Genomic DNA, 26,056 nt, shown 5'->3' with positions numbered 1-26,056 from the left:
TGATCAAGAAGTGCGCCTGAACCGCTGCCGCTCAAGTAAAATGAATCAACCAGCCATGAAGGATAACCATGCAGCAAAGTGCCTTGTCCAGTGTCGATGCGATAGAAGCGGAACGGTTTCGCCAGTTCATCATGGGCGTGACCGACTACGCGATCTACATGCTGTCGCCCGACGGCACGGTGGTCACGTGGAACGCCGGCGCGCAGCGTTTCAAGGGCTACCCGCCGGAAGAAATCATTGGCCGCCATTTCTCCATGTTCTATACCGACGAGGACCGCGCGCGCGGCCGGCCGGCATGGGCGCTGGAGGTGGCGCGCACCACCGGCAAGTTCGAGGACGAGGGCTGGCGCGTGCGCAAGGACGGCAGCCGCTTTTGGGCCAGCGTTGTGATCGATCCGATCGTCGATCCCAAGGGGGAGCTGCTGGGCTTCGCCAAGATCACGCGCGACATCACCGAGCGCCGCGTCGCCGCCGAGCAGCTGGAGCGCGCGCGCGAGGCGCTGTTCCAGTCGCAGAAGCTGGAGGCCATCGGCAAGCTGACCGGCGGCATCGCGCATGACTTCAACAACCTGCTCAGCGTGATCATGAACGGGCTGGAACTGCTGCGCATGTCCAAGGATCCCGCCGCCATCGCCAAGTCGGTGGACACCATGTCGCGCGCGGCCCAGCGCGGCGCCTCGCTCACCCAGCAGTTGCTGGCCTTCGCCCGCCAGCAGCCATTGCGGCAGGAGGCGCACGACGTCTCGCGCGTGATCCGTTCGTTCGAGGCGGTGCTGCGGCGCGCGCTGCGCGACGACATGCAGCTGCACCTGCACATCGCGCCCGACCTGCCGCGCGCGATGATCGATCCCACCCAGTTCGAATCGGCGCTGCTCAACCTCGTGGTCAACGCGCGCGACGCGATGAAGAACGACGGCGAAGTCCTGGTCGATATCGACGCCGTCAAGCTGGCGGACGCCGAAGTGGAGCGGCTGCCGGCCGGCCACTACATCCGCGTCATGGTCAAGGACGATGGCGAAGGCATGTCGGCGGAAACCATGGCCCGCGCGCTGGAACCCTTCTTCACCACCAAGGAGATCGGCAAGGGCACGGGCCTGGGGCTGAGCCAGGTGTACGGCATGATGCAGCAGTGCGAAGGCGCGCTGACGCTCGATTCGCACGTCGGCGTGGGCACCGTGGTGTCGCTGTACTTCCCCGCGGTGCCGGCGTCGGGCGAGACCGATGAAACCGTGGCGCGCGCCGAGAAGGTGCTGCTGGTCGATGACCAGATGGACCTGCTGGAGACCGCGATCGGCCTGTTCACCCACCTTGGCTACGAGGTGCTGTCGGCCGACAATGGCGCGCAGGCGCTGGAAACGCTGCGCCAGCAGCCGGACATCGCCATCCTGTTCAGCGACGTGGTCATGCCGGGCATGAGCGGTGTGGAGCTGGGCAAGATCGCGCGGCGCGAATTCCCCGAGCTGAAGATCGTGCTGGCTTCCGGCTACGTCAAGGCCGCGCTGCGCGACCAGATGCCGGACATCGGCAACTTCGAGCTGATCGCCAAGCCGTACCGCCTGAGCGACCTGATTCGCACATTAAAAGTGTTATAAGTGCGGCAGCGCACCCAGTGCGCGTACCGGGTGCGTCAGTATGGATGTTTTACAGGAGCGTCCGTGATCCCGTACCACATCCCACCCGCCCAGCGGCAAGCGCTGCTGGAATTGGGCGCCGCGCTGCGCGCCCGCCATTATCGATTCACCACCGTGACACCGCTGACGCAGGCCCGCGTGCTGGCGCGCCCGCATGCGCCGCAGGCGTCCGGGCTGCGCGACATCTTCGGCTGGAACCGGCCGTTCACCTCCGCCGCCATCGACGCCGAACTGCTGGGCCGCATGCGCGCGGCCGGCGTGCTGGAGACCTCGGAGGGGCTGTTGCGCAGCACGCTGCGCATGTCCACGCTGGCCGGCGAATGGCTGTTCCACTCGGCCTATCCGACCACCCAGGCGGACGCCGTGTTCTTCGGCCCGGACACCTGCCGCTTCGTGCGCGCCATGGAGCAGACGCCGGCGCCGCAGCTGGTGCGGCGCGTCGTCGATATCGGTTGCGGCAGCGGCGCGGCCGCCATCACGCTGGCGCGCCGCTTCCCGCAGGCGGAGGTGATCGCCGCCGACATCAACGAGCGCGCCGTGGCGCTGGCCGACCTGAATATCCGTCTGGCCGGCGTGCACAACGCGCGCAGTTGCCACAGCAACCTGCTGCATCACCTCGACGGCAAGTTCGACCTGATCGTCGCCAATCCGCCGTACCTGCTCGATCCCGGCGAGCGCGCCTACCGCCATGGCGGCGGCGCGCTGGGCGCCGGCCTGTCGCTGCAGATCGTGCAGGCGGCCATCGCCCGACTGAGCATGGGCGGCGCCCTGTGGTTGTACACCGGCGTGGCCATCACCGACGGCGAGGATCCCTTCCTGCGCCAGGCCGCCGCGCTGCTCGACGAGGCTGGCCTGCGCTGGACCTACGAGGAGATCGATCCCGACGTCTTCGGCGAGGAGCTGGAAACCCCGGCCTATGCGGGGACCGAGCGCATCGCCGCCGTGTGGCTGGTGGCGGCAAAGGACGCCGGGGATGAATGAGATGCGCATCCTGCAACAACGCCTGCTGCGCGGCGCCAATTTGTACAGCCGCAGCCCGTGCCTGGTCGCGCTGATCGAATCGGCCTTGCCGGACGCCGGCTGGCAGTTGGCCTACACCACGCGCTACCTGCAGCAGGCCTGTGGCGAAACGGTGGAGTTCATGCATGCCGAGCCAGCCGACGACGTGCCATCGCGCTGGCGTGTGGTGGTGCAGTACGCGTTGGAGCACCTGGGCCAGGCGGCGCTCAAGGCGGCGGCGGATCTGATCGCCGCCTCCGCGCGCGGGGCCGTGCCGGACGTGGCGTCGGCGGTCGGCCAGTTGCGCGCGCTGGCGACGGCGATGCAGCTGCCGCCCGGCGCCCGCGCGCTGGCGCGCGAGGCGGCCGCGCTGGGTGTGCCGGTGCAGCGCATCAGCGAACATGGCGGCTTGCTGCGGCTGGGATGGGGCAGCCGCCAGTGGCGGTACGTGGACGATGCCGGCGACGACAACCGGCTGCTCGGCAACACCTTGCTGCAGCGGCGGCAGTTGATGCGCTCCCTGCTGATCGAGGCGCAGCTGCCGGTGCCGGCCGAGGACTTCCATAAGCCGCAACGCCAGCCCGGCGAGCGGCTGCGGGTGCAGGTGATGGACGGCGTGGCCCGGCACGCGACGGTGCCGGTGCGGCAGCTGTGCGAGCGCGCCGCCGCCACCCTCGGGCTGGCGCACGCGCAGGTCGACCTGTTGCCGGGGCGGCGCGGCTACGCGGTGGATGCGGTGCTGGGCGCGGTCCCGCCCAGCGGCGAACAACGCATGCTGCCGCAGGCCTTGCACGCGGACCCGGCGCGGGCGCGCATCCCGGTGATCGGCATCACCGGCACCAATGGCAAGACCACCACCACGCTGATGATCGCGCATGCGGTGCAACTGGCCGGCTATCGCACCGGCTGCGCCAGCACCCAGGGCATCACGCTCGACGGTCAGTTGTATGCCGAAGGCGATTGCACCGGCTACTGGTCGCACCGCAGCCTGCTGGCGTCGCCGTTGACCGAGTTCGCGGTGCTGGAGACGGCGCGCGGCGGCCTGCTCAAGCGCGGCCTCGCGTATGACCGCTGCAGCGTGGGCGTCATGTTGAATGTCTCGGACGACCATCTGGGGCTGGACGGTGTGCACACGGTGGAGCAGCTGGCGCGCGTGAAATCGCTGGTGGTGGAGGCGGCCCGTGTGGCGGTGCTGAACGCCGACGACGCGCACTGTGTCGCCGCGCGATCAAGGCTGGCGCCCGACGCGCGCGCCATCTATTTCTCCATGCGGCCCGATAACCCGGTGTTGCTGGCGCAGCTGGAGCAGGGCGGCGACGCGGTGTGGCTGGAGAACGACATCATCATGCTGGGCCAGCGGCGGGTGCGGCAGCGGGTGATCGCCGCCGTCCACATCCCGGCCACCTGCGGCGGGCTGGCGCGCTATAACACCGCCAACGCCATGGCGGCGACGGCGGCGCTGGTGGCGGCCGGCTTCAGCGTGGAGCAGATCGCGGCGGCGCTGGCCAGCTTTGAATCGGATGCGGCCACCAATCCGCTGCGCTCGAACGTGTTCGAGCTGGGGCCGGTGCACATCGTGCTGGATTACGCGCACAACTCGGCGGCGTATGCGGCCGTGGCGACGCTGGCGCGCGGGCTGGCCGGTCCCGCCGGCCGCGTGCTGGCGGTGGTGACGGCGCCGGGCGACCGCCGCGACGAGGACCTGGTCCGTACCGGCGCCACCTGCGCGGCGCATTTCGACCAGTTGTACGTGTATGAGTCGCAGGGCAGGGGACGGACGCAGGGCGGCGCGGCGGAATTGATCAGCGCCGGCGCGCGCGCCGCTGGCGGCGCCGCCTCCGGCACGGCGGTCAGCACCTATCCCGCCGCCGACGTGGCGGTGCAGGTGGCGTACCGGGCCTGCCTGCCGGGCGACGTGATGGTGTTCGCTTGCGGCACCGAGGTGGCCACGCTGATCGAGGCGATCCACGCCATCGACGCGCCGGCCGCCGAGCGGCTGGCGCAACAGGCGGCGCCCGCCGCCTGAATCGTTACACCAGCGTCGCGTCGATGCGCGCGGCGCTGACCGGGTCCATCGGACGCAGCGCCTCCACCAGTTCCGACACCGAGGCGCCGCAGGCGTAGACCAGCACATCGCCGGGACGGCAGTGCGACAGGCCCAGACGCAGCGCCTGCGCCGGTTCCGCCTCCAGCACGGCGCCGGCCTCGCCGCCTCGCGCCGCGTTGGCCGCCGCCAGCATCATGGCGGCCCGTTCGCCGGGCGCGCGGCCACGGTGCTCGCTGTCCCATTCGTAGAACACCACCATGTCGAACCCGGCGCCGCAGATGCCGCCGACCTGTTGGAAGTCGCGCTCGCGGCGGTCGCCGGGCGAGGTCACCACCGCCACCGTGCGGCCTTGCGTCATGGCGCGGGCGGTGCTGGCCAGCGCCGCGAAGGCCGCAGGGTTGTGGGCAAAGTCGACGATGACCTGCACGCCGTTGACGTCATACAGGTTGCCACGCACCGGATTGTGGCGCGCGTCCGAGACAAAGCTGCGCAGGCCGGACGCGATGGCGCCGTTGCCGACGTCGCAGGCCATCAGCGCCGCCGCCGCCGCCAGGCCGTTGGCGATGTTGTGGCGCGCGCAGCCGCCCATGGTGGACGGCATGTCAGCCGCCGCCAGCAGGCGCACCGGCCGGTCGCCGCCGTCCGACGCCATCAAGGCGCCATCCTGCAGCCACGTCGCGCGGCCGCCGCTGGCCAGGTGCCGCCGCAATGCCGGGTGATCGGCGTCGCAGCTGAAGTAGATGCGCTCCACCGCGCTGTCCAGCCGTTCGCCGATGTCGCGGCAAAGCGCGTCCTCCGCGTTCAGCACCACGGCGTTGGACGCCGCCTGCGCCACCACCGCCTTCACCGCCGCCAGCTGCTCCAGCGTGTCGACGCCGTCCATGCCGAGATGGTCCTCGGTGACATTGAGCAGCACCGACACGTCGCAGCGGTCGAACGCCAGGCCGCGCTTGAGGATGCCACCGCGCGCCGTCTCCAGCACCGCGAATTCGACTTCGGGCGCCGACAGCACGGTGCGCGCCGACCAGTAGCCGCTGCAGTCGCCGCGCTTGATCTCCTCGCCGTTGAGGAACACCCCCTCGCTGGTGGTGCAGCCGGTCACGATGCCGGCCTGGCGCAGCACGTGGTCGATCATCAGCGTGGTGGTGGTCTTGCCGTTGGTGCCGGTGATGGCGACCACCGGGATGCGGCCGTCCTGCTGGCCGAACATCGAATCGACGATCGCCGCGCCGGCGTCGCGCGGCACGCCGGCGCTCGGGTATTCATGCATGCGGATGCCGGGCGCCGCGTTGATCTCGATCACGGCGCCGTTGCGGCCATCCAGGGTTTGCGTGATGTCGGCGCACACCAGGTCGATGCCCGCCACGTCCAGCCCTATCTTGTGCGCGGCGCGCACGCACATCGACACGGTGGACGGCGGCAGGCGGCCGGTCACGTCTTCCGCCGTACCGCCGCTGGACAGGTTGGCATTGCCGCGCATGAGCACCCGCCGGCCCCGCGCCGGCACGCTGTCGAAGTCCAGGCCCTGCGCGGCCAATGTGGTCTCGGCGTGGCCGTCGAGCGGGATGCGGGTCAGGATGTTGGTATGGCCCTCGCCGCGCGCCGGGTTGCGGTTTTCCTGCTCCACCAGCTGGCGCACGGTCGACACACCATCGCCCACCACGGCGGCGGGGCGGCGCAACGCCGCCGCCACCACGCGCTCGCCGGCCACCAGGATGCGGTAATCGTCGCCCGGGATGTAGCGCTCGACGATGATGGTGCGGCCATGCTCGCGCGCGCGTTCGAACGCGAGTTGCACCTCCTCCGGCGTGCCGCAGCGGGTGGTGACGCCGCGACCATGGTTGCCATCCAGCGGCTTCACAGTCACCAGGCCACCGAGTTCGCGCGCCGCGCGTTGCGCCTGTTCCAGCGTGCGCACGCTGACGCCTTCGGGCACCGGCACGCCGGCTTCCTGTAGCAGCGCCTTGGTCAGCTGCTTGTCGGAGGCGATGCCGACCGCGATGTGGCCGGTGTCGCCGGTGATGGTCGCCTGAAGGCGTTTTTGCTGCGCGCCCCAGCCCAGCAGGAACAGGTTGGCCTCCTCGGTCAGGCGGTGATAGGGAATGCCGCGCCGCGCGGCCGCGCGCAGGATGGCGCCGGTGCTGGTGCCGATGGCGTGCCGCTCGGCGGTCTCCCGCAGGCGCGTCACGCCGTCCTCCAGCAGCTCGGGCAGGCCGGCGGCGCCGCTGGCCAGGCCGTGCACCAGCGATAGCGCCAGCTCGCACGCCTCGACCGCCACCTGCTCCAGCTCAAACGAGCACACCACGCGGTACTGCCCCGGCGCGTCGCTGACCGCGTGCGTGCGGCCTAGGTAGGTCGGCGTGCCGGCCAGGCATTGCAGCGCGATCGTCACGTGTTCCACCACGTGCGCGAGGTTGGCGCCATGCTGCAAGGCTTGCACGAAGCCGCCATACTGGCCCACCGAGCAGCGGTGGTCGTACAGCGACGGCAGCAGCTCGAGCAGGCGCGGGGTGAAGCCTTCAATGGTGGCGCTGTCGCGCTCTTGCATCGACTGCAGGTCGATCACGGTCAGCAGGCAAGGCTGGTTGGAATACAAATTCGGTCCGCGTAACACGTGTTGTTTAACGATGATCATGCTCTGAAGTCCTGTCGGTTAAATAGGTGATGAAGTCGGCCAGCGCGCCTTCCTGGTCGGCGCTGGTGAAGCGGCAGCCCGATGGCAGCAGGTGCAGGCGCACGTCCAGCATGTGCGGCACGGCGCCGGCCGCGATGTCGGCCACGTTGCTGCGCGCGTGGCGGCAATCGACCACGGTCACGCTGCCCTGGCCGGCCACCTCGACGCCGTCGCCATGCACGATCAGCGCGGTGTCCTCGTCGATGCCGGCGCCCAGCAGGAATGGACTCTGGGCGATTGCGCTGAGCAGGCGGTTGATGCGGTGGCGCTCGGAAAAGTGCTGGTCGATGATGACGCGGGTGACGAAGCCCAGCCCAGCGCCCAGCCGCGCCGCGCCTTTTTCCGGCGCCAGCTCGGCCTTGCCCTCGGCCAGCATGTGGGTGCACATGCCGGAGGCGCCGGCGCTGGTGCCGGCGATGCAGGCGCCATTTTCATAGGCGCCGCGCATGGCCTGTTCCAGCCGCGTGCCGCCGATGAAGGTGACCAGCCGTTTCTGGTCGCCGCCGGTCATGAAGATGCCGCGCGCGTGCGCGATGCGCTGCGCCAGGCCCTCGTCCTCGGCCTCGCCGCGATGGTTGATGCGCACATGGCTGACGTGGCTCGCCTCCAGCGCCTCGAAGGCCGCGCGGTACATTTCCCATACGTCGTTGGGCACCTTGCTGGCGGCGGTGATGACGACGATGGGCTGTTGCGGCCCGCCCGCCAGCGCGATGAATTTCTGCAGGATATCCTTGGCGTCGGTCTTGTCCTCACCGCCGCCGATAATCATCAAACTTCCGGTTTCGTTCATGGTCTTCAATCGATAAGTTGGCGATACATCCGCGTGGCCATCAGGCCCAGCGGACGGTGATGCTGGGCCGGCGTCATCAGCCCTTGCAGCAGCTGCATGGCGGCCTGCTTGCTGCCCAGGGTGGCGATCTGCTGCTCCAGCCGGCGCAGCGGGTTGGTGTCGTCGTCGGCGCCGTGGTGGCGCACGATGCCGCGCGGCCCGCCCTGGCGCCGCGCGTGGTGCAGGCCCAGCGTGTCGAGCGTGCGCTGGCGCGCGCGGTAGCTGGGCACGCGCGCCGGGCTGACGATCCAGTCGCGCAGCACCTGCTGTTCATAGGCGTTGAACACGCCGAACATCTCGGCGCGCTCGCTCTGGATCAGGCGCCAGAAGCGGCTGTGCTCGGGCGCCTGGCCGCGCTGGATCCAGCCGGCGTTCTCCAGTTCGGTCAGCATGTCGGGGATCTGCGCGGCGTCGCTCAGCCATTCGTTGATGCTGCGCCCGGCCAGGCGGCAATAGTCGGAGTGCATATTGCAGCCGGTGTGGCTCTTGGCCGCCAGAATGTCGACCAGCTCGGCCTGCAGGTCGAAGCCTTCGATCACCGAGGTGGTGCAGGCGCCCAGGTCGTTGAGGCGGTAGCCGTCCTGAATGCGCTGCCAGGTGGCCGGGTGGTCGCCAAAGCGCGACAGCAGCTGCAGCAGCGCCTGCACCGCCTTGTGGGCGTGGCCGGTGCTGCCGTTGTCGACCGTGACGTGCAGCGTGAAATAGTAGGGATCGATGCCCAGCTCGTTGAGCTCGTAGGCGGTGATCAGCAGGTGCAACGGCAATTGCTCGTAGCCGAGGTTGTAGCCGATGATCTCGGGCAGGTAGCGCTCGGCGTCATAGGCCAGCGCCAGCTGGATCGCGCCCTGCTCGAAATAGGTGTCGGGCAGCTGTTGCCAGTCGTCGCAGTCGTGGGCGGCCAGCAGCTTCTTGTACAGCAGCACGTGGTTCTTTTCCGGCACGCCGTCGCCCAGCTCCTCGAGGTAGGTCTGGATCAGCGAGCGGAAGTCGGGATCGTCCCAACGCGCCAGCAGGCCGTACAGCCAGGCGCCGTCGACCAGCTTGGTCGGCGCCACATGGCGCAGGAAGTACAGCGCGTGCGACTGGTTGCCGAAGTAGCGGCGCGGCGCGCCTTCGCGGCGGGCCTGCAGGTAGGCCTGGTATTCGATGCCGACCGTGAACGCCCGGCCGGCCGACCACGACGCCAGCTGCGCCGGGCTGGCCGGCAGGTCGTGGCGCAATTGGCGCGCCGCCTGCAGGCGCTGCGCCAGGAAGCCGCGCGCGCTGTCCAGGGTGGCGGCGTCCGGCGGGCCGGCGTGCAGCGCGTGGTAGATCCCGGCGGCGCCGGTGGCGGCCGCGGGGACGGCGAGTGCTAGCTGTAGCATGGAAATCCTGTCGAAGGCTGGTTGTCGTGGATAAAATTATCAACGGCGCCAGTCCGCCCTTGCATAGGTGCTACTCTTGTGTGGGCGTAAGATAAGGCCGACAGGAAATGTCAGGAAAGCGCGGTATCGAGCACCATCATGACGATGAAGCCGACCACCAGCGAGCCGGCGGCGGTGTTGCAGTGGCCGTGGCGCTGCGCCTCCGGCACCACGTCGTGGCAGATCACGTACAGCATGGCGCCGGCCGCGCCGGCCAGGCCCCAGGGCAGGAAGGCGGTGCTGGCCTCGATCAGCAGCGCGCCGGCCACCGCGCCCAGCGGCTCGACCAGGCCGGAGACGGCGCCCAGCAGCGCCGAGAACGCGCGGCCGTAGCCGACCGCGCGCAGCGCCAGCGCCACCACCAGGCCCTCCGGGATGTCCTGGATGGCGATGCCGGTGGCCAGCGTGTGGGCCTTGGCGGCGTCGACCCCGCCGTAGCCGACGCCGATCGCCACGCCCTCCGGCAGGTTGTGGATGGCGACCGCCGCCACGAACAGCCAGGCGCGCGTCATGGCCTGTGGCGCGCGCGCGTTGGCGTCCTGCAGCACCCGGTCCGACTGCACCAGATGGCCGAGCAGCATCACCAGCGCCATGCCCAGCAGGATGCCGCCGCCGACGGTCAGGCTGGCGTCGATGGCGCCGGCGCCGCCCGCGCGGCTGGCGGCCAGCGCCGGCAGCACCAGCGAGAACGAGGTGGCGGCCAGCATGATGCCGCCGCCCAGCCCGAGCGCGGCGTCATAGCTGCGTTGCGAGAAGTTGTGCGACAGCAGGATCGGCAGGGTGCCGGCGGCGGTGGCGGCGGCGGCCCAGCAGCCGCCCACCAGCGCCATGCGCGCCGGTGGCGGCAGGTCGGCCAGCAGCAGCGCGCCATCGCGCAGCAACAGCAGCAGGCCGGCCAGCGCGATGGCGGCGCCGGCCAGCACCCGGCCGCGACGGCGCGACAGCCAGGTGCGCCAGTTGGCCGGCGGCTGCCGCAGCGGAGGGCTGTGCATGGGCGCTTACCGCGTCAGGCTGGCGCTGCCGCCCTGGCCCTCGATGGCGTCCAGCTCGCTGAGCGCCTCGCCCAGCTCGGCGCCGGTCAGCGGATCGGCCTCGGGATCGGACATGGTGCGCGCGGCCATCTGGTTGAGCAGCGCCTCCTCCTCGTTGTCGAGCGCCACGCTGGCCGAGCCGTCGCCGCCATCGACCGCGAACTGCTGCTCGCGGTCGCTCACGGTGTCCCACTTCTGGCCGTCGTTCCACGAGCCGCGCACCTCGGGCCCGCCCTGCGACATGTCGAAGTAGACGCTGCTGAACTCCGGCCGGCCCTGCATTTTCCCCGGCGGGAAGTTGGGCTGGATCGCGTACAGCGCCTTCTCGAACGACTTCTGGTGGGCGATCTCGCGCGTCATCAGGAAGCCCAGCGCCTCCTTCACGCCGGGGTCGTCGGTGAGATTGATCAGGCGCTCGTAGACGATCTTGGCGCGCGCCTCGGCCGCGATGTTGGAGCGCAGGTCGGCGGTCGGCTCGCCGATGGTGTCGATGTAGGCGGCGGTCCACGGCACCCCGGCCGAATTGACCAGCGGCGCGCCGGCGCCATACAGCACCTGGGTCACGTGGCTGTCGTTGCCGGCGCCGGTGATGGCGCGATACAGTTCGCCTTCCTCGTCCACACCCTCGGCCAGCCGGCCCTTGGCGCCCTTGTTCAGCATGACCACGATGTTGCCGATCACCTCCAGGTGGCTGAGCTCCTCGGTGGCGATGTCGAACAGCATGTCCTTGCGGCCCGGGTCGTCCTCGGCCAGCGCCTGCGTGAAGTAACGGCAGGCCGCCGCCAGTTCGCCCTGCGGGCCGCCGAACTGTTCCAGCATCAGGTTGGCCAGGCCGGGGTTGGTTTCACTGACGCGCACGGTGTACTGCAGACGTTTGTTATGAGCGAACATGGCGATCCTCCTTGGTGGTTGAAGGTCCATCTTAGGCGGCGTGATGCGGCTTGCGTATCGGCGCCGGTGCTGACGCGCTGTAAGACAGCACCGGCATCGAACAACCGCCATTTATGGATGGGCTTAACCAGCTTTTACCGCCTTGGCGTCGCGCACCCGCTCGGCGGCCTTTTTCCCGGCCAGGAAGGCGTGGTCGGAGTTGTAGTACTCCCACTCGCTGTAGCGGCCGGCCAGCACGATGTCGTGCCGCTCCATCCACTCGCGCACGGTGGCGACGTTGTGCGCGCGCGCGTGGTCGTACACCACGTAGGCGTACGGCATGTCGACCTGGTTGGCCACCACCACCTCGTCATCCGCGCGGATGAAGCCGACCTTGATGCAATCGGCGATGCAGCGCTGGATCAGCTCCTCGCCGTCCACCGGCAGCGGCTTCCACGGCGAGTACGAGATCTCGCAGGTGAAGCCGAAGCCGCCGGGGGCGTTGCATTCCGGGCTGGCGTTGCCCTGCACGAAGATGCGGTGGAAGATGCTGTCCTCGGGGTAGTAGATCCAGTGCTTGTCGGTGATGCCGGCGCGGTTGACGCCGATGTTGACGCAGCGGATAGACACGTGGCGCAAGCCTTGCGCGGCCTTGCGCACCGCCTCCGGCACCGCGTCGCCGCAGCGCTGCACCAGCTGCGGCAGCGGCATCGTGCTGATCAGCTTGCCGTAGGGCAGGCGGCGGCCGTCGGCCAGCACCACCGTGTGCTCCTGCGGCAGCACCTGCACCACGTTGGCGTCCAGCTCGATCTTGCCGCGGATGTGCGGCAGGAAACCGTTCATCAGCGCCTGGAAGCCGCCGCGCAGCGGGTAGCCGAAGCGGGCGTTCGGCCCCATCGGCTTGGCCACCGGCTCCAGCGCGCCCTCGATGATCTGGCCCAGGTCCGGCAGCGGCACGCGCCCGCCCAGCCACGAGGTTTCCATGTCCTTCAGCGGCACGGTCCAGATCTTCTTGTTGTAGGGGATGGCGAAATGCCTGGCGATGCCGGCGCCCCACACGCGGTAGATGAAGTTCTCGAAGTTCTCGGTCTGCGCCACGGCGCTGCCGGCGTCGCTGTTGGCGACATCGGCGGTGCCGTCGGCGCAGCAATCCTCGACCGCCTCGCTGTCGCAGCGCGGCGCCCCGCCCGCCAGGCCGTAGCGTGACTCGATGGCGCCGACGATGCACTCCTTGATGACCGCCGGCGGCAGGCCGTACAGCGCGCCCTGGAACGGGTAGCGCGTGTAGACCTGCTTGCTGTACACCCAGGCCTCGCGCATCTGCCAATGCTGGTTGTCGCCGAGCAGGATGTCATACAGCTTGAGCACGTACGGGTCGTTGGAGAACATGATGTGGCCGGCGTAGTCGAAGGTGAAGCCCTTGTCCTTGATCGAGCGGCACCAGCCGCCGACCGTCGCGTGGCGCTCCAGCAGCACGGTGTCGGCGCCCAGGTGGTAGGCCGCCGACAGGCCGGTCGGGCCACCGCCGATGATCACGCAGCCGACCGGCGCGGCGCGCTTGGCGTTGATGCTGGCCGCCGGCGCGGCGCCACCGGCCGCGCCAGTCATGCCGGCCACGCCAGTCACGCCGGCCGCGGCGCCCGGCGGTGTGGCCGTGGCGCCAGCGCCCGGCGGCGTGCGCCGCATGAGCGCGTGCATCTGCTCGGCCGTGTGTTCCCACGAGGTGCGCTCGACCACCGCGCGCATGCGCCGCGCCAGCTCGTCGCGCTGGCGCGCGTCGAGCGCCAGCGCGGCCTCGCAGTGGGCGATGAACTCCGCGTGGTCGTGGCCGATGGCGACGATGTCGCCATACGGCCGCTCGACGTCGGTGATGGCGGTGCTGACCGAGGGCAGCTCGGCCGCCATGTACTCCAGCACCTTGGTCGGGCTGATGTAGCGGGTCGCCTCATTGAGCGCGAACGGCAGCAGGCACACGTCCCAGCCGGCCAGGAACTGCGGCAGCACCTGGTAGGACTGCTGGCCGAGGTAGTGGATGTTCTGGCGCTGCGGCAGCGAGGCCGGGTCGATCTTGACGATCGGCCCCACCAGCACCAGTTGCCATTCCGGATGGGCGTCGGCCATGGCGGCGATCAGGCCGGCGTCGAAGCGCTCGTCGATCACGCCGTAGTAGCCCAGCCGCGGGTGCGGGATGTCGCCGTGCAGCGGATGGCCGTTGCTGCGGTCCAGCGCCTGGTGGAAGTGCACCGCGTCGACGCTGCTGGCGAAGCAGTGGGTGTTGTCGTGGCGGCTGCGCTTGGCCTCGTACAGGCTGGGGCCGCCGGTGAACACCAGGTCGGCGCGCTTGAGCAGGGCGGTCTCGCGCTGCAGCAGCTGCTTGGGCGGGTTCTTGAAGGCCGACAGCTCGTCCATGCAATCGTAGATCACCAGTCCGGCGTGGGGCGGCAGCAGCGGCAGCGCCATCGGCGTGTAGAACCACACCAGCGGCTGCTCGTTATAGCCGGGCAGCTGGGCCAGCAGCGGCTGCAGCAGCGGGATCTGGTCGTCGTGGAAGCCGGGCGCCTGCACCGGCGTGTGCGGCTGGCACACGGTGATGTTGGGCGCCGGGGTCGAGGTCTTCATGAAGGCCGGGCCTTCGTCGAACACCGGCTCCTCGACGAACAGGATGCGGTAGTGTTGGGCCAGGCGCGACAGCAGGTGCTGTGGGCGTTGATAGACGAAGTCCCACCGCAGGTGACAGAAAACAATCATGGTTTGCATAGCGCTCTCCCTTTGCCCGTGCGGGCTGTTAGTGGTTGGTGATGGACACAAATGGTCGGTCAGGCGGATCGCCTGGTGCAGCGCGGTGGCATAGGCCGGCACCGGCAGCCGCGCCAGCGGCGGCGTGCTGTGCAGGTCAACGTCCCACAGGCCGCTGCGGTGCCAGTGGTCGGGGTTGTCCCAGTCGGGACGGTCGATGGCCGGGTACAGGCAGACGCCGCGCACGTCGGCGCCGTGCTGCACCGCCAGCGCGGCCTGCTCGGCCATCTGGCGGATCCAGACGCCGCGGCCGCTGCCGACGTGGCTGGTCTCGGCCAGCAGCAGCGGCCGCTCGTAGCGCCGCTGCAGTTCGATCAGGGCCTGGTTGAGCGGCAGCCGGCGCGGGTCGTCCAGGTGCCACCACAGGCGCAGATTGGTGCCGCTCTCCCACTGGTTGCTGTGGTAGACGTTGCCGCCGATGAGGTCGAGATAGCGCGGATCGCCGCCCAGTTCGGGCTCGCGGCGGCCGCACAGCATGTCCCAGGCGTCGAACTGCGAGGCGCGCCAGCCAGCCGCCTGCTCGCGCCAGTCGGGGCGGTCGGGCGGGGCGATCACGTGGATCAGCGGGTCGCATTGCAGGAAGCGGGCGCCAGGCGTGATGGCGCGGATGGCGTCGATCGCGGCGATGCTGGCGCGCACCAACTGGCGCTTGCCTGCCTCGCCGGCGCGCGGGTCGTGCATGTTCTTGCAGCGGAACATATGCACCGACAGGCCCCAGCTCTGGAACGAGATTTCGTTGATCGGCGAGTAGATCGGCGCCGGTCCGACGTGCGGCGATAAATATTTCGCCAGTTCGGTGCAGTAGCGCACGAAGCGGGGCACAAATTCTTCGCCGTAGATGTCGACGTCGTCCGGCCAGCCGTAGTGGCAGAAGGTCCAGCACACCTGCAGGCCATGTTTTGCGGCGGCTTGCAGGCGGCTATCGAGGATGCTGAAATCGAATTGACCGTCGCGTTCGCACAGCCGCCAGCCGGCCGATTCGCGCACCGTGCGGATGCCGAACGGCCGCAGCAGGGCATAGTCGCCGTCGGCCTGGTCCAGGTGGCCGGTGACCAGGTTCATATCCTGCGGGCGCCCCGCGTGGTTGACGTGGTCCGCCCCTTCGTATCCGGCTTGCCAGTAGCTGGCGAACGGCGCGCAATTCGACGACATGAGGTCGCTCCAGGTGATGCGCGCCGCTGGATTCTTATGGTCGGGCTCGCTGGCGCGCGATGACGATGCCGACCGGAACTGTTAAACCATGCTAGCAATGTTCACAGTGTTCTTCGTGTCCAATACTGTTAAGCAAGACGGTTTTTGCGCCACACTTTTCCGCGCGGAATTGCATGATGCCGGCCGTTTGTGCTAATCGTTGTTACGATGCACGCACTACCGATTCCGAGCATGGGGTGAAGGATGAGTCAGTTCGAATACCCGCGTCCGCAATTGCAGCGCGACGCATGGCAGTGTCTCAACGGCAGCTGGGATTTCACCTACGACGACGCGCGCCGCTACCGCAATCCCGGCGACGACATCGCCTGGGACCGCCGCATCGAGGTGCCGTTCGCGCCCGAGTGCGAGCTGAGCGGCATTGGCGACCAGGGCTTCCACAGCGTGTGCTGGTATCGCCGCGTGTTCACGCTGGACCAGCGCAGCGCCCGCACCATGCTGCACTTCGGCGCGGTCGACTACCGCGCGCAGGTGTGGGTCAACGGCGTGCTGGTGGCCGAGCACGAGGGCGGCCACACGCCGTTCCGCGCCGACATCACCGACGCGCTGGTGGAGGGGGGCGAGCAGACGCTGGTGCTGCGCGCCGAGGACGACCCGAGCGACCTGGCCAAGCCGCGCGGCAAGCAGGACTGGCAGCTGGAGCCGCACTCGATCTGGTATCCGCGCACCACCGGCATCTGGCAGACCGTGTGGCTGGAGCCTCTGCCGAGCACCTACATCCGCTCGCTGCGCTGGACGCCGATGTTCGACAACTTCGAGATCGGCTGCGAGGTGCTGGCCGGTGGCGACATCGACCAGCAGTTGTCGGTGCAGGTGCGGCTGCTGCACAACGGCGTGCTGCTGGCGGCCGACCGCTACCTGCTGGTGGGGCAGGAGGCCAACCGCAAGATCGTGCTGTCCGACCCCGGCATCGACGATTCGCGCAACGACCTGCTGTGGAGCCCGGAGCGGCCGACGCTGCTGGACGCCGAGCTGACGCTGTACCACGGCGACGAGGTGGTGGACGTGGTGCGCTCGTACACCGCGCTGCGCTCGGTGGCGATCAACCGCGACCGCTTCATGCTGAACGGCCGGCCGTATCACCTGCGGCTGGTGCTGGACCAGGGATACTGGGAGGAGTCGCTGATGACCGCGCCTTCCGACGACGCGCTGCGGCGCGACGTCGAACTGGCCAAGGCCATGGGCTTCAACGGCGTGCGCAAGCACCAGAAGGTGGAGGACCCGCGCTACCTGTACTGGGCCGACCGGCTGGGCTTGCTGGTGTGGGGCGAGATGCCGTCGGCCTATGCCTTCGGCGCGCGCTCGATGACGCGGCTGGTCAAGGAGTGGACCGAGGTGATTGAGCGCGATTACAGTCACCCGTGCGTGATCGTGTGGGTGCCGTTCAATGAGTCCTGGGGCGTGCCCAACCTGACCTCGACGCAGGCGCACCGCAACGCGGTGGAGGCCTTGTACCACCTGACGCGCATGCTCGATGGCACGCGGCCGGTGATCGGCAATGATGGCTGGGAAGCGTCGGCCACCGACATCCTCGGCATTCACGATTATGACGGCGACCCGGAAAAGCTGGGTGCGCGCTATGCGGTCAACGATCCGGTGCGGCAGCTGTTCGATCAGCGCCGTCCGGGCGGCCGTATATTGACGCTGGATGGGTTCCCGCATCGGGGCCAGCCGATTGTGCTGACCGAGTTTGGCGGCATCGCCTACGATCCGAACGCGCCGGAAGGGCATACCTGGGGTTACTCGCGCGCAGGCGACGCGGCCACCTATCTGGAGCGCTACCGCGCCTTGCTGCACGTTGTGAACGAGACGGTGATGTTCAGCGGCTTCTGCTACACGCAGTTCGCCGACACCTTCCAGGAGACCAACGGCCTGCTGAACGCCGACCGCTCGCCCAAGGTGCCGCTGGAGCAGATCAGCGCCGCCACGCGCAACGTGCCCCTGTAGCAAGCACCCTCGTCATTCCGGCGAAAGCCGGAATCCATGCTGAGTATGTATGGATTCCGGCCTTCGCCGGAATGACGATGACGCTAATCCGTTTCAAGGTTCTGGCGTATCTGCTGCAACAGCGCCTGCAATTGCGCCAGCTGTTCCGCGCTCATGCCCGTCACCGCCGCGCTGGAAGCCTGCACGCCCAGATCGTGCAGGCTGTTGAAAATGCGCCGGCCCTCGTCACTGAGCTTGAGACGCGTGATGCGGCGGTCGTTCTCGTCGGCCTCCGCATCCAGCAACTGCTTGTCGCGCAAGCCTTTCAGCAAGCGCGCCAGCTGCGCCTTGTCGCGCCCCGAGTGCGCCACCAGATCCCCCTGCGTCGCTCCCGGATGACGGGCAAAAAAGCCCAGCGCCTTGTACTCCATGTGGGTCAACTCATGCGGCGTATCGCGCAAGCCGCGCAGCTGGCGCGCCCGGTACAAATGCATGATCGAATGGATGGCGTCGAACACCTGCTCCGATTGGTTGACTTTATTAACTTGTTTGGTCATAATAGGTGACATTATCAACTAAGGAGCAGATGATGGCAAATCGCATTCAACGTGTACGACACGAACTCAAACGGCGAGAACTGGAAGTGGTGAAGGTGCGGCATCTGGCTCCGAACTACGTCAGCGTAACATTCAAAGGCGAGACCTTACACGATTTCGTCTCGGCTTCCTACGACGACCATGTGAAATTCCTGATCAGCGAGGAGGAGCGGCGCGACTTCACCCCGCGCAGCTACCGCAACGACGCGCGCGAACTGGTGGTGGAATTCGCGCTGCACGCCACCGGCGCGGCTTCGGATTGGGCGCGCCAGGCGGCGCCGGGGCAGATCGCCGTGTTCGGCGGCCCGCGCGGCTCGATGATCATCCCGATGGACTACGAGTGGCACGTACTGGCCGGCGACGCGACCGCATTGCCAGCCATCCGCCGCCGCCTGGAGGAACTGCCGGCGGACGCCAGGGTGCAGGTGCTGGTGTGCGGCGAGGAAGCGGCGGCGCTGACGTTCGACAGCGCCGCGCAGGTGCAACTGGAGCGCTATGTCGACAGCGCGACGCTGCTGCAAGCCATCCGCGCGCTGCAACTGCCGCCGGGCGAAGGCTTCTTCTGGTTCGCGGGGGAAGCGTCGGTGGCCGCGCAGGTGCGCGACGCGGTGTTTGTGGACAAGGGCCACCCGCGCGAGGCGGCCCGTATCTCGGCGTACTGGAAGCAGGGCGCTTCCGGCCACCACGAGGATCTGTAAAGATCAGAAGGAATGCTTGATGCCGGTGATGAGGCCAGTCTGGTTCATGCCGGCGCCGACCGAGCCGCCGGCGCTGAGCGCCAGCGCCGCCGTGCCGTCGTTGCTGATGCGGCCCGCTGCCACGTACCACGCGCTGCGCTTGGACAGGTTGTACACGCCGCGTATCAGGAACTGCGAGGTATCGTTGTTGGTCGCGCGGTAATCTAGTTTGGCGATCTGGCCGTCGATGGTGAAGAACGGCGTCACGTTGTAGGCCGCGCCGAGGTAGACCAGGTTGCTGCGTGGCTGGGTGGCCGAACCCTCGTTGTTGCGGGTAATGAGGCCCAGGCCAAGCTTCCAGTCATTCTGTTTGATGAAGGCGGCGACGTGGGCGCGGCTGTCGGTCTTGGCGCTGCTGTTCAAGCCATTGGCCGCGCCGGCGCCGCCGTAGATGCGGTCATAGGCGCTGATCAGCGAGTAGCCGTTGCCGTCGTAGCGCAGCAGGGCGGACCACTCGCGGCAGGCGGTGGCGTCGGCCGCGCTTTCGCCGGCGCAGCTGGTGCCGGCCGGACCGCCGGCGGTCGAGGTGTCGCGGCCCAGGCTGTAGGTGCCGCCGACGGTCACGCCGCTGAAGGTGCCGCGATAGGCGATGGAGTTGTCGCTGCGCCCATTCGGAATGAAGGAATCCAGCGACCCGAGGCCGTACTGTGAAGGGCCGATGATGTCCACGTCATAGGTCGAGATATTCAGCATGTTGTAGTTGCGGCCAAACGTCAGCTGGCCCCATTTGCCTTGCAGGCCCACCCAGGCCTGGCGGCCGAACAGGCGGTTCTGGCCTTGCGTGCCGGTGTCCGGCGCGAAGCCGTTCTCCAGCTGGAAGATGGCTTTCAGGCCGTCGCCCAGATCTTCCGTGCCGCGGAAGCCGAGGCGCGAAGGGAACATGCCGCCGCCCAGGCTGGGCATGCGGGTCACGCTGTTGCCGGCCGCGTCGGCGTTGGTGTAGGTCTCCACGGCGGCGTCGATGATGCCGTACATGGTGACATTGCTCTGTGCCTGTGCCGCGCCCACGGTCAGGGCTGCCGCCATGGCGGCATAGATGGTTTTCTGCATTTTGGTCTCCTCGTTTGTGTTTATTTTTTGTCCCAGGCGGCGCTGGAGCCGACCGAGTACAGCGCGCCCGGCGCGTTGCGGGTCTTCTGGAAGTCTTCCAGCGACTGCCCGCGCATGGCGGCGTAGATGTGCAGGTTGGATACGCCAACCACCGCGCCCAGCTTCTCCAGCAGGAAGAAGATCACGCCGTACTGGATCATGCCGCGCCAGTCGCGCCGCGTGATCAGGTCGCGCTCTTGCGGCGTGAGGCCGGCCGCGTCATAGGTCGCTTCCGGCGTCTCCCGGAATTGCGCGCGGAACTCCGGCTTCACCAGCTGGTGCAGGTATTTGTTGATGCGGTAGGCGCGCACGCTGGTCTCCAGCGTGAACGGGTAGGTGCCCGGTAAATCTTCCACGCCCCTGGTCTGGTGGCCGATGTGGGCGCGATGGGCTTCGATGGCCGCCGCGTTAAGCGACTTGTCGGCCGATGCGGCGTTTTCGTACAGCGCCACGGCGATGCCGGTCATCGACGGCAGGTAGTACTCGCGGTGGACGCAATTGAGCTGGTCCGACATGGCGCCGCGCATGGCCATCCACATCACCACTTCGGCGCTTTCCCATCCGCCGAGGCGGGCGAAGTCGGCGTGAGTCATGTTGAGCAGCGTTTCAGGATCGTTCTCGAACAGGTCGAGGAACTGATGGTCCCATGGCGTGTTGTTGAAACCCGCGCGCTCTCCGTGCACCTGGTGCGACAGGCCGCCGGTGGCGACCAGCACCACGTTAAGGTCCTCAGGATAGCTTTCGATGGCGCGGCGCAGTCCCTGGCCCAGCTTGTAGCAGCGGCGCGCCGACGGCACCGGGAATTGCAGCACACCGATTTGCAGCGGCACGATCTTGCCCGGCCATTCCTGCTCATGCGGCCACAGGATGGAGAGCGGCGAGAAGCAGCCGTGGTCCAGGCCTTTGTCCTGGAAGAAGGACATGTCGAATTCGTCCGCCATCAGCGACTGGCCGATGTGGCGCGCCAGGCCGGCATGGCCGGCGACGGGGGGCAGCTTGCGCGCGCCGCCGCCTTCATCAGCTGGCTGGTAGCGCTCGCCGATCCCCAGCGAGAAAGCCGAGTAATGGTCGAAGAAGAACGAAGTCACGTGATCGTTGTAGGTCACCAGCATGACGTCGGGCTTTTTCTCCGCCAGCCATTGTTGCACAGGCTCGTAAGCCTTGAAGATGGGCGCCCACGCGGCGTCCTGCTGCTTGTTGGCGTCCAGCGCGAAGCCGATGGTCGGAGTGTGGGAAGAGGCGATGGCGCCGATGATGTTGGCCATGATGGTTCCTGTTTAAGCTTTCACTGCGGCCGCGCGTTGACCGAGCTTGTTCATGATGATGAAGATGGCCGCCAGCGTGGCCGGTCCCGCCAGGATGGCGATCACCGCGCTGAAGCCCCAGCCCATCGACAGCAGTACGCCGCCGGCGAAGGAGCCGAAAATGCTGCCGAAACGGCCCATGCCCTGCATCCAGCTGACGCCAGTGGCGCGCACCACGGTCGGGTAGCACGACGGCGCGTAGGCATTCAGGCCGGTCTGGGCGCCGCTCATGCAGAAGCCCGCCAGCAGCACGAACAGCTGGAACAGCGAGGATTCCACGCTGCCTGCGGACAGGCACAGGATGAACGCCGCGCCGCCGACGTAGGCCAGCGAGATCACCTTGTTTGGCGCGATGCGGTCCATGAAGTACCCTACCAGCAGTGCGCCCACGGTGCCGCCCAATTGGAACAGCGCGGTGATGTTGGCGGCGCGTTCGATCGGCAGGCCGGCATCCTTGATCATGGTCGGCAGCCAGCCGCTCAGCAGGTAAATCACGAGAAGCCCCATGAAGTAAGTGCCCCACAGCGACAGCGTGGTGCCGCGATAAGCAGCCGACAACAGTACCTTGCCCGGCTGCGAACCTGTGACCTGCGGCTCGCTGATGGTGAATTGGGCGTTGGCGGGCACCTCGCCGCCGACCACGCGGCGCAGCGTGCGGCCGACACGCTCGGCCGGGAACTTGCGCACCACCAGGAAGCGCACCGACTCCGGCACCAGCAGCAGGTAGACCGGCAGGCAGGCCAGCGGAATCGCGCCGCCGGCGATCAGCACCGCGCGCCAGCCGTAATCGGGCAGCAGCGCGGCCGCACCAAAGCCGACCAGCGCCGAGCCGAGATTAAAGCCGGTGAACATGATGGCGATCAGCGTCGAGCGCGAACGCTCAGGCACGTATTCCGACAGCAGGGTGGTGGTGTTGGGCATCGCCGCGCCGAGACCGAGGCCGGTCAGGAAACGCAGCAGCGACAACGTGGTGACGTCGTTGGCGAAGGCGCTCAACACGCTGAAGGCGCCGAACCAGGCGACGGAGGTCATCAGCAGCTTCTTGCGGCCGAAGCGGTCCGACATCGGGCCGACCAGGATCGCGCCGATGGCCAGGCCGATCGGCGCGGCGCTCATCACAACGCCGAAGGCGGCGCGCGAGATGCCCCATTCCTTGGTGATGGCCGGCGCGAGGAAGCCCATGATGGCCACGTCCATGCCGTCGGTGGCGACGATCAGGAAACAGAGGGCGAGCAGCAGCCATTGGTAGCCGCTCATTTTGCGGCTGTTGATGTGCGCCCGGACGTCGAGCGTTTGTCCGATATTCATTAAGTCTCCTGTCTTGGTTTTGGCTTTGTGTAAAGTGATGTAAAGGCGGCAGTCACTGCCACCGCTTCACCAGTGTACGTTTGGACAGGAGGGAGAGTATTGCTATTGCTTGCTGAACCGTTTCAATCTGCTTATCGCCAGTTATGGCTTATCGCCTCGATTTCCGCGAGCAGCGCGTAGGCGCCGGGGGAAAGATGGGCATTCTTGCGAGTGGTGACGCCGATGCTTCGTTCCATTCCCGGCATGTCAAACGGCAGCACCACCAGCTGGCCGGTGCGTACCTCGTGATGCAGTTGATGCGCCGATAACACCGTCAGCATATCGCTCGACAGCAGCAGGCCGCGCAGCAGCGCCAGATCGCCGGTTTCCACGGCGGGCGAGGGCGCCTGCTTGCCCTGGCGTTCAAAGAACTGCACCAACGATTCCCGCAAAGGCGTGCCGCTGCGCGATAAACACCAAGGAAAACCGGCCAGATCGTCCAGCGTGAGCCGGGCGCGCTTGCTGAGCGGATGACCGGCGCGCGCCACCAGCGCCGCCTTGTCCTCGAACAGCGAACGTGACTCGAACGCATCGCCGCCACCGGCGCGCTGTGCGCCGACGATAAAATCGATCCGGCCGCTCAGCAGGCTGGCGGTCAGCTCTTCGTAAGGACTCTCCAGCGAACGGATTTGCAGTCGTGGGTGGCGTTTCAACACTGACGAAATAGCCACAGGCAGTAACTGCGAACGCGCCAGCGGCAGCGCGCCGATGGTCACCACACCCAGCACCACGCCGGCCAGCGCGGCGATATCTTCGGGTATGTGGCGCAGCTCGGCCAGCACACGGTCGAAAGATTCGGTCCAGCGTCGGCCCGCGTCGGTGGGCACCATGCCGTGCGCGGTGCGCAGGAACAGCGGTTGTCCCAACATATCCTCCAGCCGGGCGATGGCCTGGCTTACGGCCGATTGCGACACGCCCATCGCATGCGCCACGCTTGGCATGTGATGCACTTCCGCCAGCAGTGATGCCGCTTGCAGCCTGCGCTCATTGAGCAGCGCCTCGATGCCGCCGACCTTGGCGCCATTGCGGTCTCGCAGGCGCACGGCCTCCTCGCGCACCGCGTGCAGCTCGGCCTCGATGCGGTCGGCGCGCTTGCGCACCACGTCGCCGGCGGCGGTCAACAGCATCCCGCGTCCCTTGCGCTCGAACAGCTGGGCGTCCAGGCTCTCTTCCAACGCGGCGACCGAACGCGCCACGGCGGAGGAGGCGCGGTACAGGCTTTCCGAGGAGCGTCGGATGCCGCCGCTGGCGGCGACGGCGTTAAACGCATGAAGGTGACGCAGGCTGACCAGGAACATAAGCAGGTGAAGTGGGCCGCAATAAGCAGATTAGAACAAATCAGGGCCCACAACGCAACCACGCGAATGTAGCCGGAACGGATACTTGTGGCTTCACACTTCTTAACAATCCGTCACCATGAGCCACTATCCAGCCTCCGACCAGCGCGCCGTGCCTTGCATGTTGATGCGCGGTGGTACATCGCGTGGTCCTTTCTTTCTGGAGTCCGACCTGCCGGTGGACACGGCCGCGCGCAATCGGGTGCTGCTCGCGGCCATGGGCTCGCCCGATCCGCGCCAGATCGATGGCCTGGGCGGCGCGCATCCGCTGACCAGCAAGGTGGGCATCGTCCGCCGCAGCGCGACGCCGGGCGTGGACCTGGACTTTTTGTTCGCCCAATTGCAGCCGGATAGCGACACCGTGGATGTCACACCCAATTGCGGCAACATGCTGGCGGCGGTGCTGCCGTTCGCACTGGAGCGCGGGCTGCTGCCGATCGCGGAGGGCGTCACCACCGCGCGCATCCTGACGCTGAATACCAGCATGCAGTGCGACGTCACCATGCCAACGCCGCACGGCCAGTTGCAATACGCTGGCGGCGCGCGCATAGACGGTGTACCGGGAACGGCGGCGCCGATCAGCATCAACTTCCTCGACACCGCAGGTTCCGTGTGTCCGTCGCTATTGCCAACCGGCCGCGCGCTGGACCGCATCAACGTCGATGCCGCCGCCGCGCCGTTCGCGGTCGACGCCACGCTGATCGACAACGGCATGCCGATGGTGCTGGTGCGCGCGTCCGCCTTCGGCATCACCGGCTACGAGAGCGCCGCCGAACTGACGGCTAACGACGCCCTGCGTGCCCGGCTTGAGGCACTGCGCCTGGCGGCCGGCCCGCTGATGGGCCTTGGCGACGTCGCCCAAAAGAACTACCCGAAAATGTGCCTGCTCGCGCCACCGAGGGACGGCGGGGCGGTGAGCACGCGCTGCTTCATCCCGCACGTCTGCCACGACTCCATCGGCGTACTGGCGGCGGTGACGGTGGCCACGGCGTGCGTGCTGCCGGGTTCCATCGCCGGCGGCATCGCCAGCACCAAGGACCAGGCTTGCCAGACACTCTCGATTGAACATCCCAGCGGCGAATTCAGCGTCGAACTGGAGACCGACCAATCCGGGCAAGTCGTGCGCGCCGCGCTGCTGCGCACCGCCCGCCCCATCATGCGCGGCGAAGTCCTCGTTCCCGCCCATCTCTAAAAGGACCATCCATGATCATCGACTGCCATGGCCACTACACCACCGCGCCTAAAGCGCTGGAGGAATGGCGCAACAAACAAATCGCCAACCTGAACACGCCCGAACTCGGGCCGAAAACCGCCGATCTGAAAATCAGCGACGACGAACTGCGCGACTCCATCGAAACCAACCAGCTGCGCCTGATGAAAGAGCGAGGCTCCGACCTGACCATCTTCTCGCCACGCGCCAGCTTCATGGCCCACCACATTGGCGATTTCAACACCAGCGCCACCTGGGCCGCGATCTGCAACGAACTGTGCGCGCGCGTGGCGCAGCTGTTCCCGGATAACTTCATCGGCGCCGCCATGCTGCCGCAATCGCCGGGCGTGGATCCCACCACCTGCATCCCTGAGCTGGAGAAGTGCGTCAAGGAATACGGCATGGTCGGCATCAACCTGAATCCCGATCCATCGGGCGGCCACTGGAGCGCGCCGCCGCTGTCGGATTGCTCGTGGTATCCGATCTACGAAAAAATGGTGGAGCACGACATCCCCGCCATGATCCACGTCAGCACCAGCTGCAACGCATGCTTCCACACCACCGGCGCGCACTACCTGAACGCCGACACCACCGCCTTCATGCAATGCCTGACCAGCGACTTGTTCAAGGACTTCCCGACGCTGAAATTCCTGATCCCGCATGGCGGCGGCGCCGTGCCCTACCACTGGGGACGATTCCGAGGGCTGGCGCAGGAAATGAAAAAACCGCCGCTGAGCGAGCACCTGCTGAACAACATCTACTTCGACACCTGCGTCTATCACCAGCCGGGGATTGACCTGCTGACCAAGGTCATGCCGGTGAAGAACGTGTTGTTCGCCTCCGAAATGATCGGCGCGGTGCGCGGCATCGATCCGGAAACCGGCAACTACTACGACGACACCAAGCGCTACATCGAAGCGGCCGACCTGAGCGCCGACGACCGCGCCGACATTTTTGAACGCAACGCGCGTCGCGTCTTCCCACGCCTGGACCGCGTACTGAAGGAGAAAGGCTTATGACC

Annotated in this window: 18 protein-coding genes; 7 read left to right on the top strand and 11 right to left on the bottom strand. The window is 67.6% G+C overall.

Annotation, left to right across the window (positions count from 1 at the left end; genetic code table 11):
- Positions 1-68: 68 nt before the first annotated feature.
- From FHW83_RS00960 to FHW83_RS00950, 3 genes are all read left to right on the top strand, one after another.
- On the top strand, positions 69-1,592 hold the full coding sequence (locus tag FHW83_RS00960) for a PAS domain S-box protein (RefSeq protein ID WP_176644507.1): 1,524 nt from the start codon (positions 69-71) through the stop codon (positions 1,590-1,592).
- 63 nt (positions 1,593-1,655) lie between these two features.
- On the top strand, positions 1,656-2,612 hold the full coding sequence (locus tag FHW83_RS00955) for a methyltransferase (protein WP_373997151.1): 957 nt from the start codon (positions 1,656-1,658) through the stop codon (positions 2,610-2,612).
- Positions 2,605-4,656 carry a Mur ligase family protein gene (locus tag FHW83_RS00950; protein ID WP_176644506.1) on the top strand — a complete coding sequence of 684 codons (2,052 nt, stop codon included), beginning with the start codon at positions 2,605-2,607 and terminating at the stop codon, positions 4,654-4,656. Before FHW83_RS00955 ends, FHW83_RS00950 begins: the two co-directional genes overlap by 8 nt.
- A gap of 4 nt (positions 4,657-4,660) precedes the next feature.
- On the opposite strand, the gene cphA is transcribed toward FHW83_RS00950, so the two are convergent.
- From cphA to FHW83_RS00920, 6 genes are all read right to left on the bottom strand, one after another.
- Entirely contained in the window at positions 4,661-7,312 is a 2,652-nt protein-coding gene (cphA, locus tag FHW83_RS00945) for a cyanophycin synthetase (RefSeq protein WP_176644505.1), read from the bottom strand.
- Positions 7,299-8,141 (bottom strand): cyanophycinase, encoded by an 843-nt coding sequence (locus FHW83_RS00940; protein WP_229223964.1) that lies wholly within the window; start codon positions 8,139-8,141, stop codon positions 7,299-7,301. The genes cphA and FHW83_RS00940 overlap by 14 nt, the downstream gene beginning before the upstream one ends.
- Before the next feature lie 5 nt (positions 8,142-8,146).
- Entirely contained in the window at positions 8,147-9,544 is a 1,398-nt protein-coding gene (locus FHW83_RS00935; RefSeq protein WP_176644504.1) for an iron-containing redox enzyme family protein, read from the bottom strand.
- A 110-nt stretch (positions 9,545-9,654) separates the two neighbouring features.
- Positions 9,655-10,575 (bottom strand): ZIP family metal transporter, encoded by a 921-nt coding sequence (locus FHW83_RS00930; RefSeq protein ID WP_176644503.1) that lies wholly within the window; start codon positions 10,573-10,575, stop codon positions 9,655-9,657.
- A 6-nt stretch (positions 10,576-10,581) separates the two neighbouring features.
- Positions 10,582-11,505, bottom strand: coding sequence for a manganese catalase family protein (locus FHW83_RS00925; protein ID WP_176644502.1), 924 nt, complete (start codon positions 11,503-11,505; stop codon positions 10,582-10,584).
- A 123-nt stretch (positions 11,506-11,628) separates the two neighbouring features.
- Positions 11,629-15,432: an NAD(P)-binding protein gene (locus FHW83_RS00920; RefSeq protein WP_176644501.1), complete on the bottom strand. Its 3,804-nt coding sequence runs from the start codon at positions 15,430-15,432 to the stop codon at positions 11,629-11,631.
- Between the two features lie 243 nt (positions 15,433-15,675).
- Between FHW83_RS00920 and FHW83_RS00915 the strand changes: the two genes are divergently transcribed.
- On the top strand, positions 15,676-17,436 hold the full coding sequence (locus tag FHW83_RS00915; protein WP_176644500.1) for a glycoside hydrolase family 2 protein: 1,761 nt from the start codon (positions 15,676-15,678) through the stop codon (positions 17,434-17,436).
- Positions 17,437-17,519: 83 nt separating this feature from the next.
- On the opposite strand, the gene FHW83_RS00910 is transcribed toward FHW83_RS00915, so the two are convergent.
- Complete coding sequence (locus FHW83_RS00910; RefSeq protein ID WP_176644499.1) at positions 17,520-17,972, bottom strand: MarR family winged helix-turn-helix transcriptional regulator; 453 nt, start codon at positions 17,970-17,972, stop codon at positions 17,520-17,522.
- 32 nt (positions 17,973-18,004) lie between these two features.
- Between FHW83_RS00910 and FHW83_RS00905 the strand changes: the two genes are divergently transcribed.
- A complete protein-coding gene (locus tag FHW83_RS00905) occupies positions 18,005-18,709 on the top strand; it encodes a siderophore-interacting protein (protein WP_229223963.1) in 705 nt (234 codons plus the stop codon).
- 3 nt (positions 18,710-18,712) lie between these two features.
- On the opposite strand, the gene FHW83_RS00900 is transcribed toward FHW83_RS00905, so the two are convergent.
- The 4 genes from FHW83_RS00900 to FHW83_RS00885 form a co-directional block, all read right to left on the bottom strand.
- Entirely contained in the window at positions 18,713-19,798 is a 1,086-nt protein-coding gene (locus tag FHW83_RS00900) for a porin (protein ID WP_176644497.1), read from the bottom strand.
- Between the two features lie 20 nt (positions 19,799-19,818).
- On the bottom strand, positions 19,819-21,102 hold the full coding sequence (locus FHW83_RS00895) for a gallate dioxygenase (RefSeq protein WP_176644496.1): 1,284 nt from the start codon (positions 21,100-21,102) through the stop codon (positions 19,819-19,821).
- Between the two features lie 12 nt (positions 21,103-21,114).
- The gene (locus FHW83_RS00890) at positions 21,115-22,449 is read right to left on the bottom strand and encodes an aromatic acid/H+ symport family MFS transporter (RefSeq protein ID WP_176644495.1); all 1,335 of its coding nucleotides are present in this window, start codon (positions 22,447-22,449) and stop codon (positions 21,115-21,117) included.
- A 131-nt stretch (positions 22,450-22,580) separates the two neighbouring features.
- Entirely contained in the window at positions 22,581-23,786 is a 1,206-nt protein-coding gene (locus tag FHW83_RS00885) for a LysR family transcriptional regulator (RefSeq protein WP_176644494.1), read from the bottom strand.
- Positions 23,787-23,904: 118 nt separating this feature from the next.
- Between FHW83_RS00885 and FHW83_RS00880 the strand changes: the two genes are divergently transcribed.
- Together FHW83_RS00880 and FHW83_RS00875 are read left to right on the top strand one after the other, a co-directional pair.
- Complete coding sequence (locus FHW83_RS00880; RefSeq protein ID WP_176644493.1) at positions 23,905-25,017, top strand: 4-oxalomesaconate tautomerase; 1,113 nt, start codon at positions 23,905-23,907, stop codon at positions 25,015-25,017.
- Between the two features lie 11 nt (positions 25,018-25,028).
- Positions 25,029-26,054, top strand: a complete 1,026-nt coding sequence (locus tag FHW83_RS00875; protein WP_176644492.1) for an amidohydrolase family protein — start codon at positions 25,029-25,031, stop codon at positions 26,052-26,054.
- Positions 26,055-26,056: the final 2 nt, after the last annotated feature.

Origin of the sequence: Duganella sp. SG902 (assembly GCF_013376005.1) — a bacterium.
Classification (GTDB): Bacteria; Pseudomonadota; Gammaproteobacteria; order Burkholderiales; family Burkholderiaceae_D; genus Rugamonas.
This window is presented reverse-complemented; position numbering and strand designations above follow the sequence as displayed.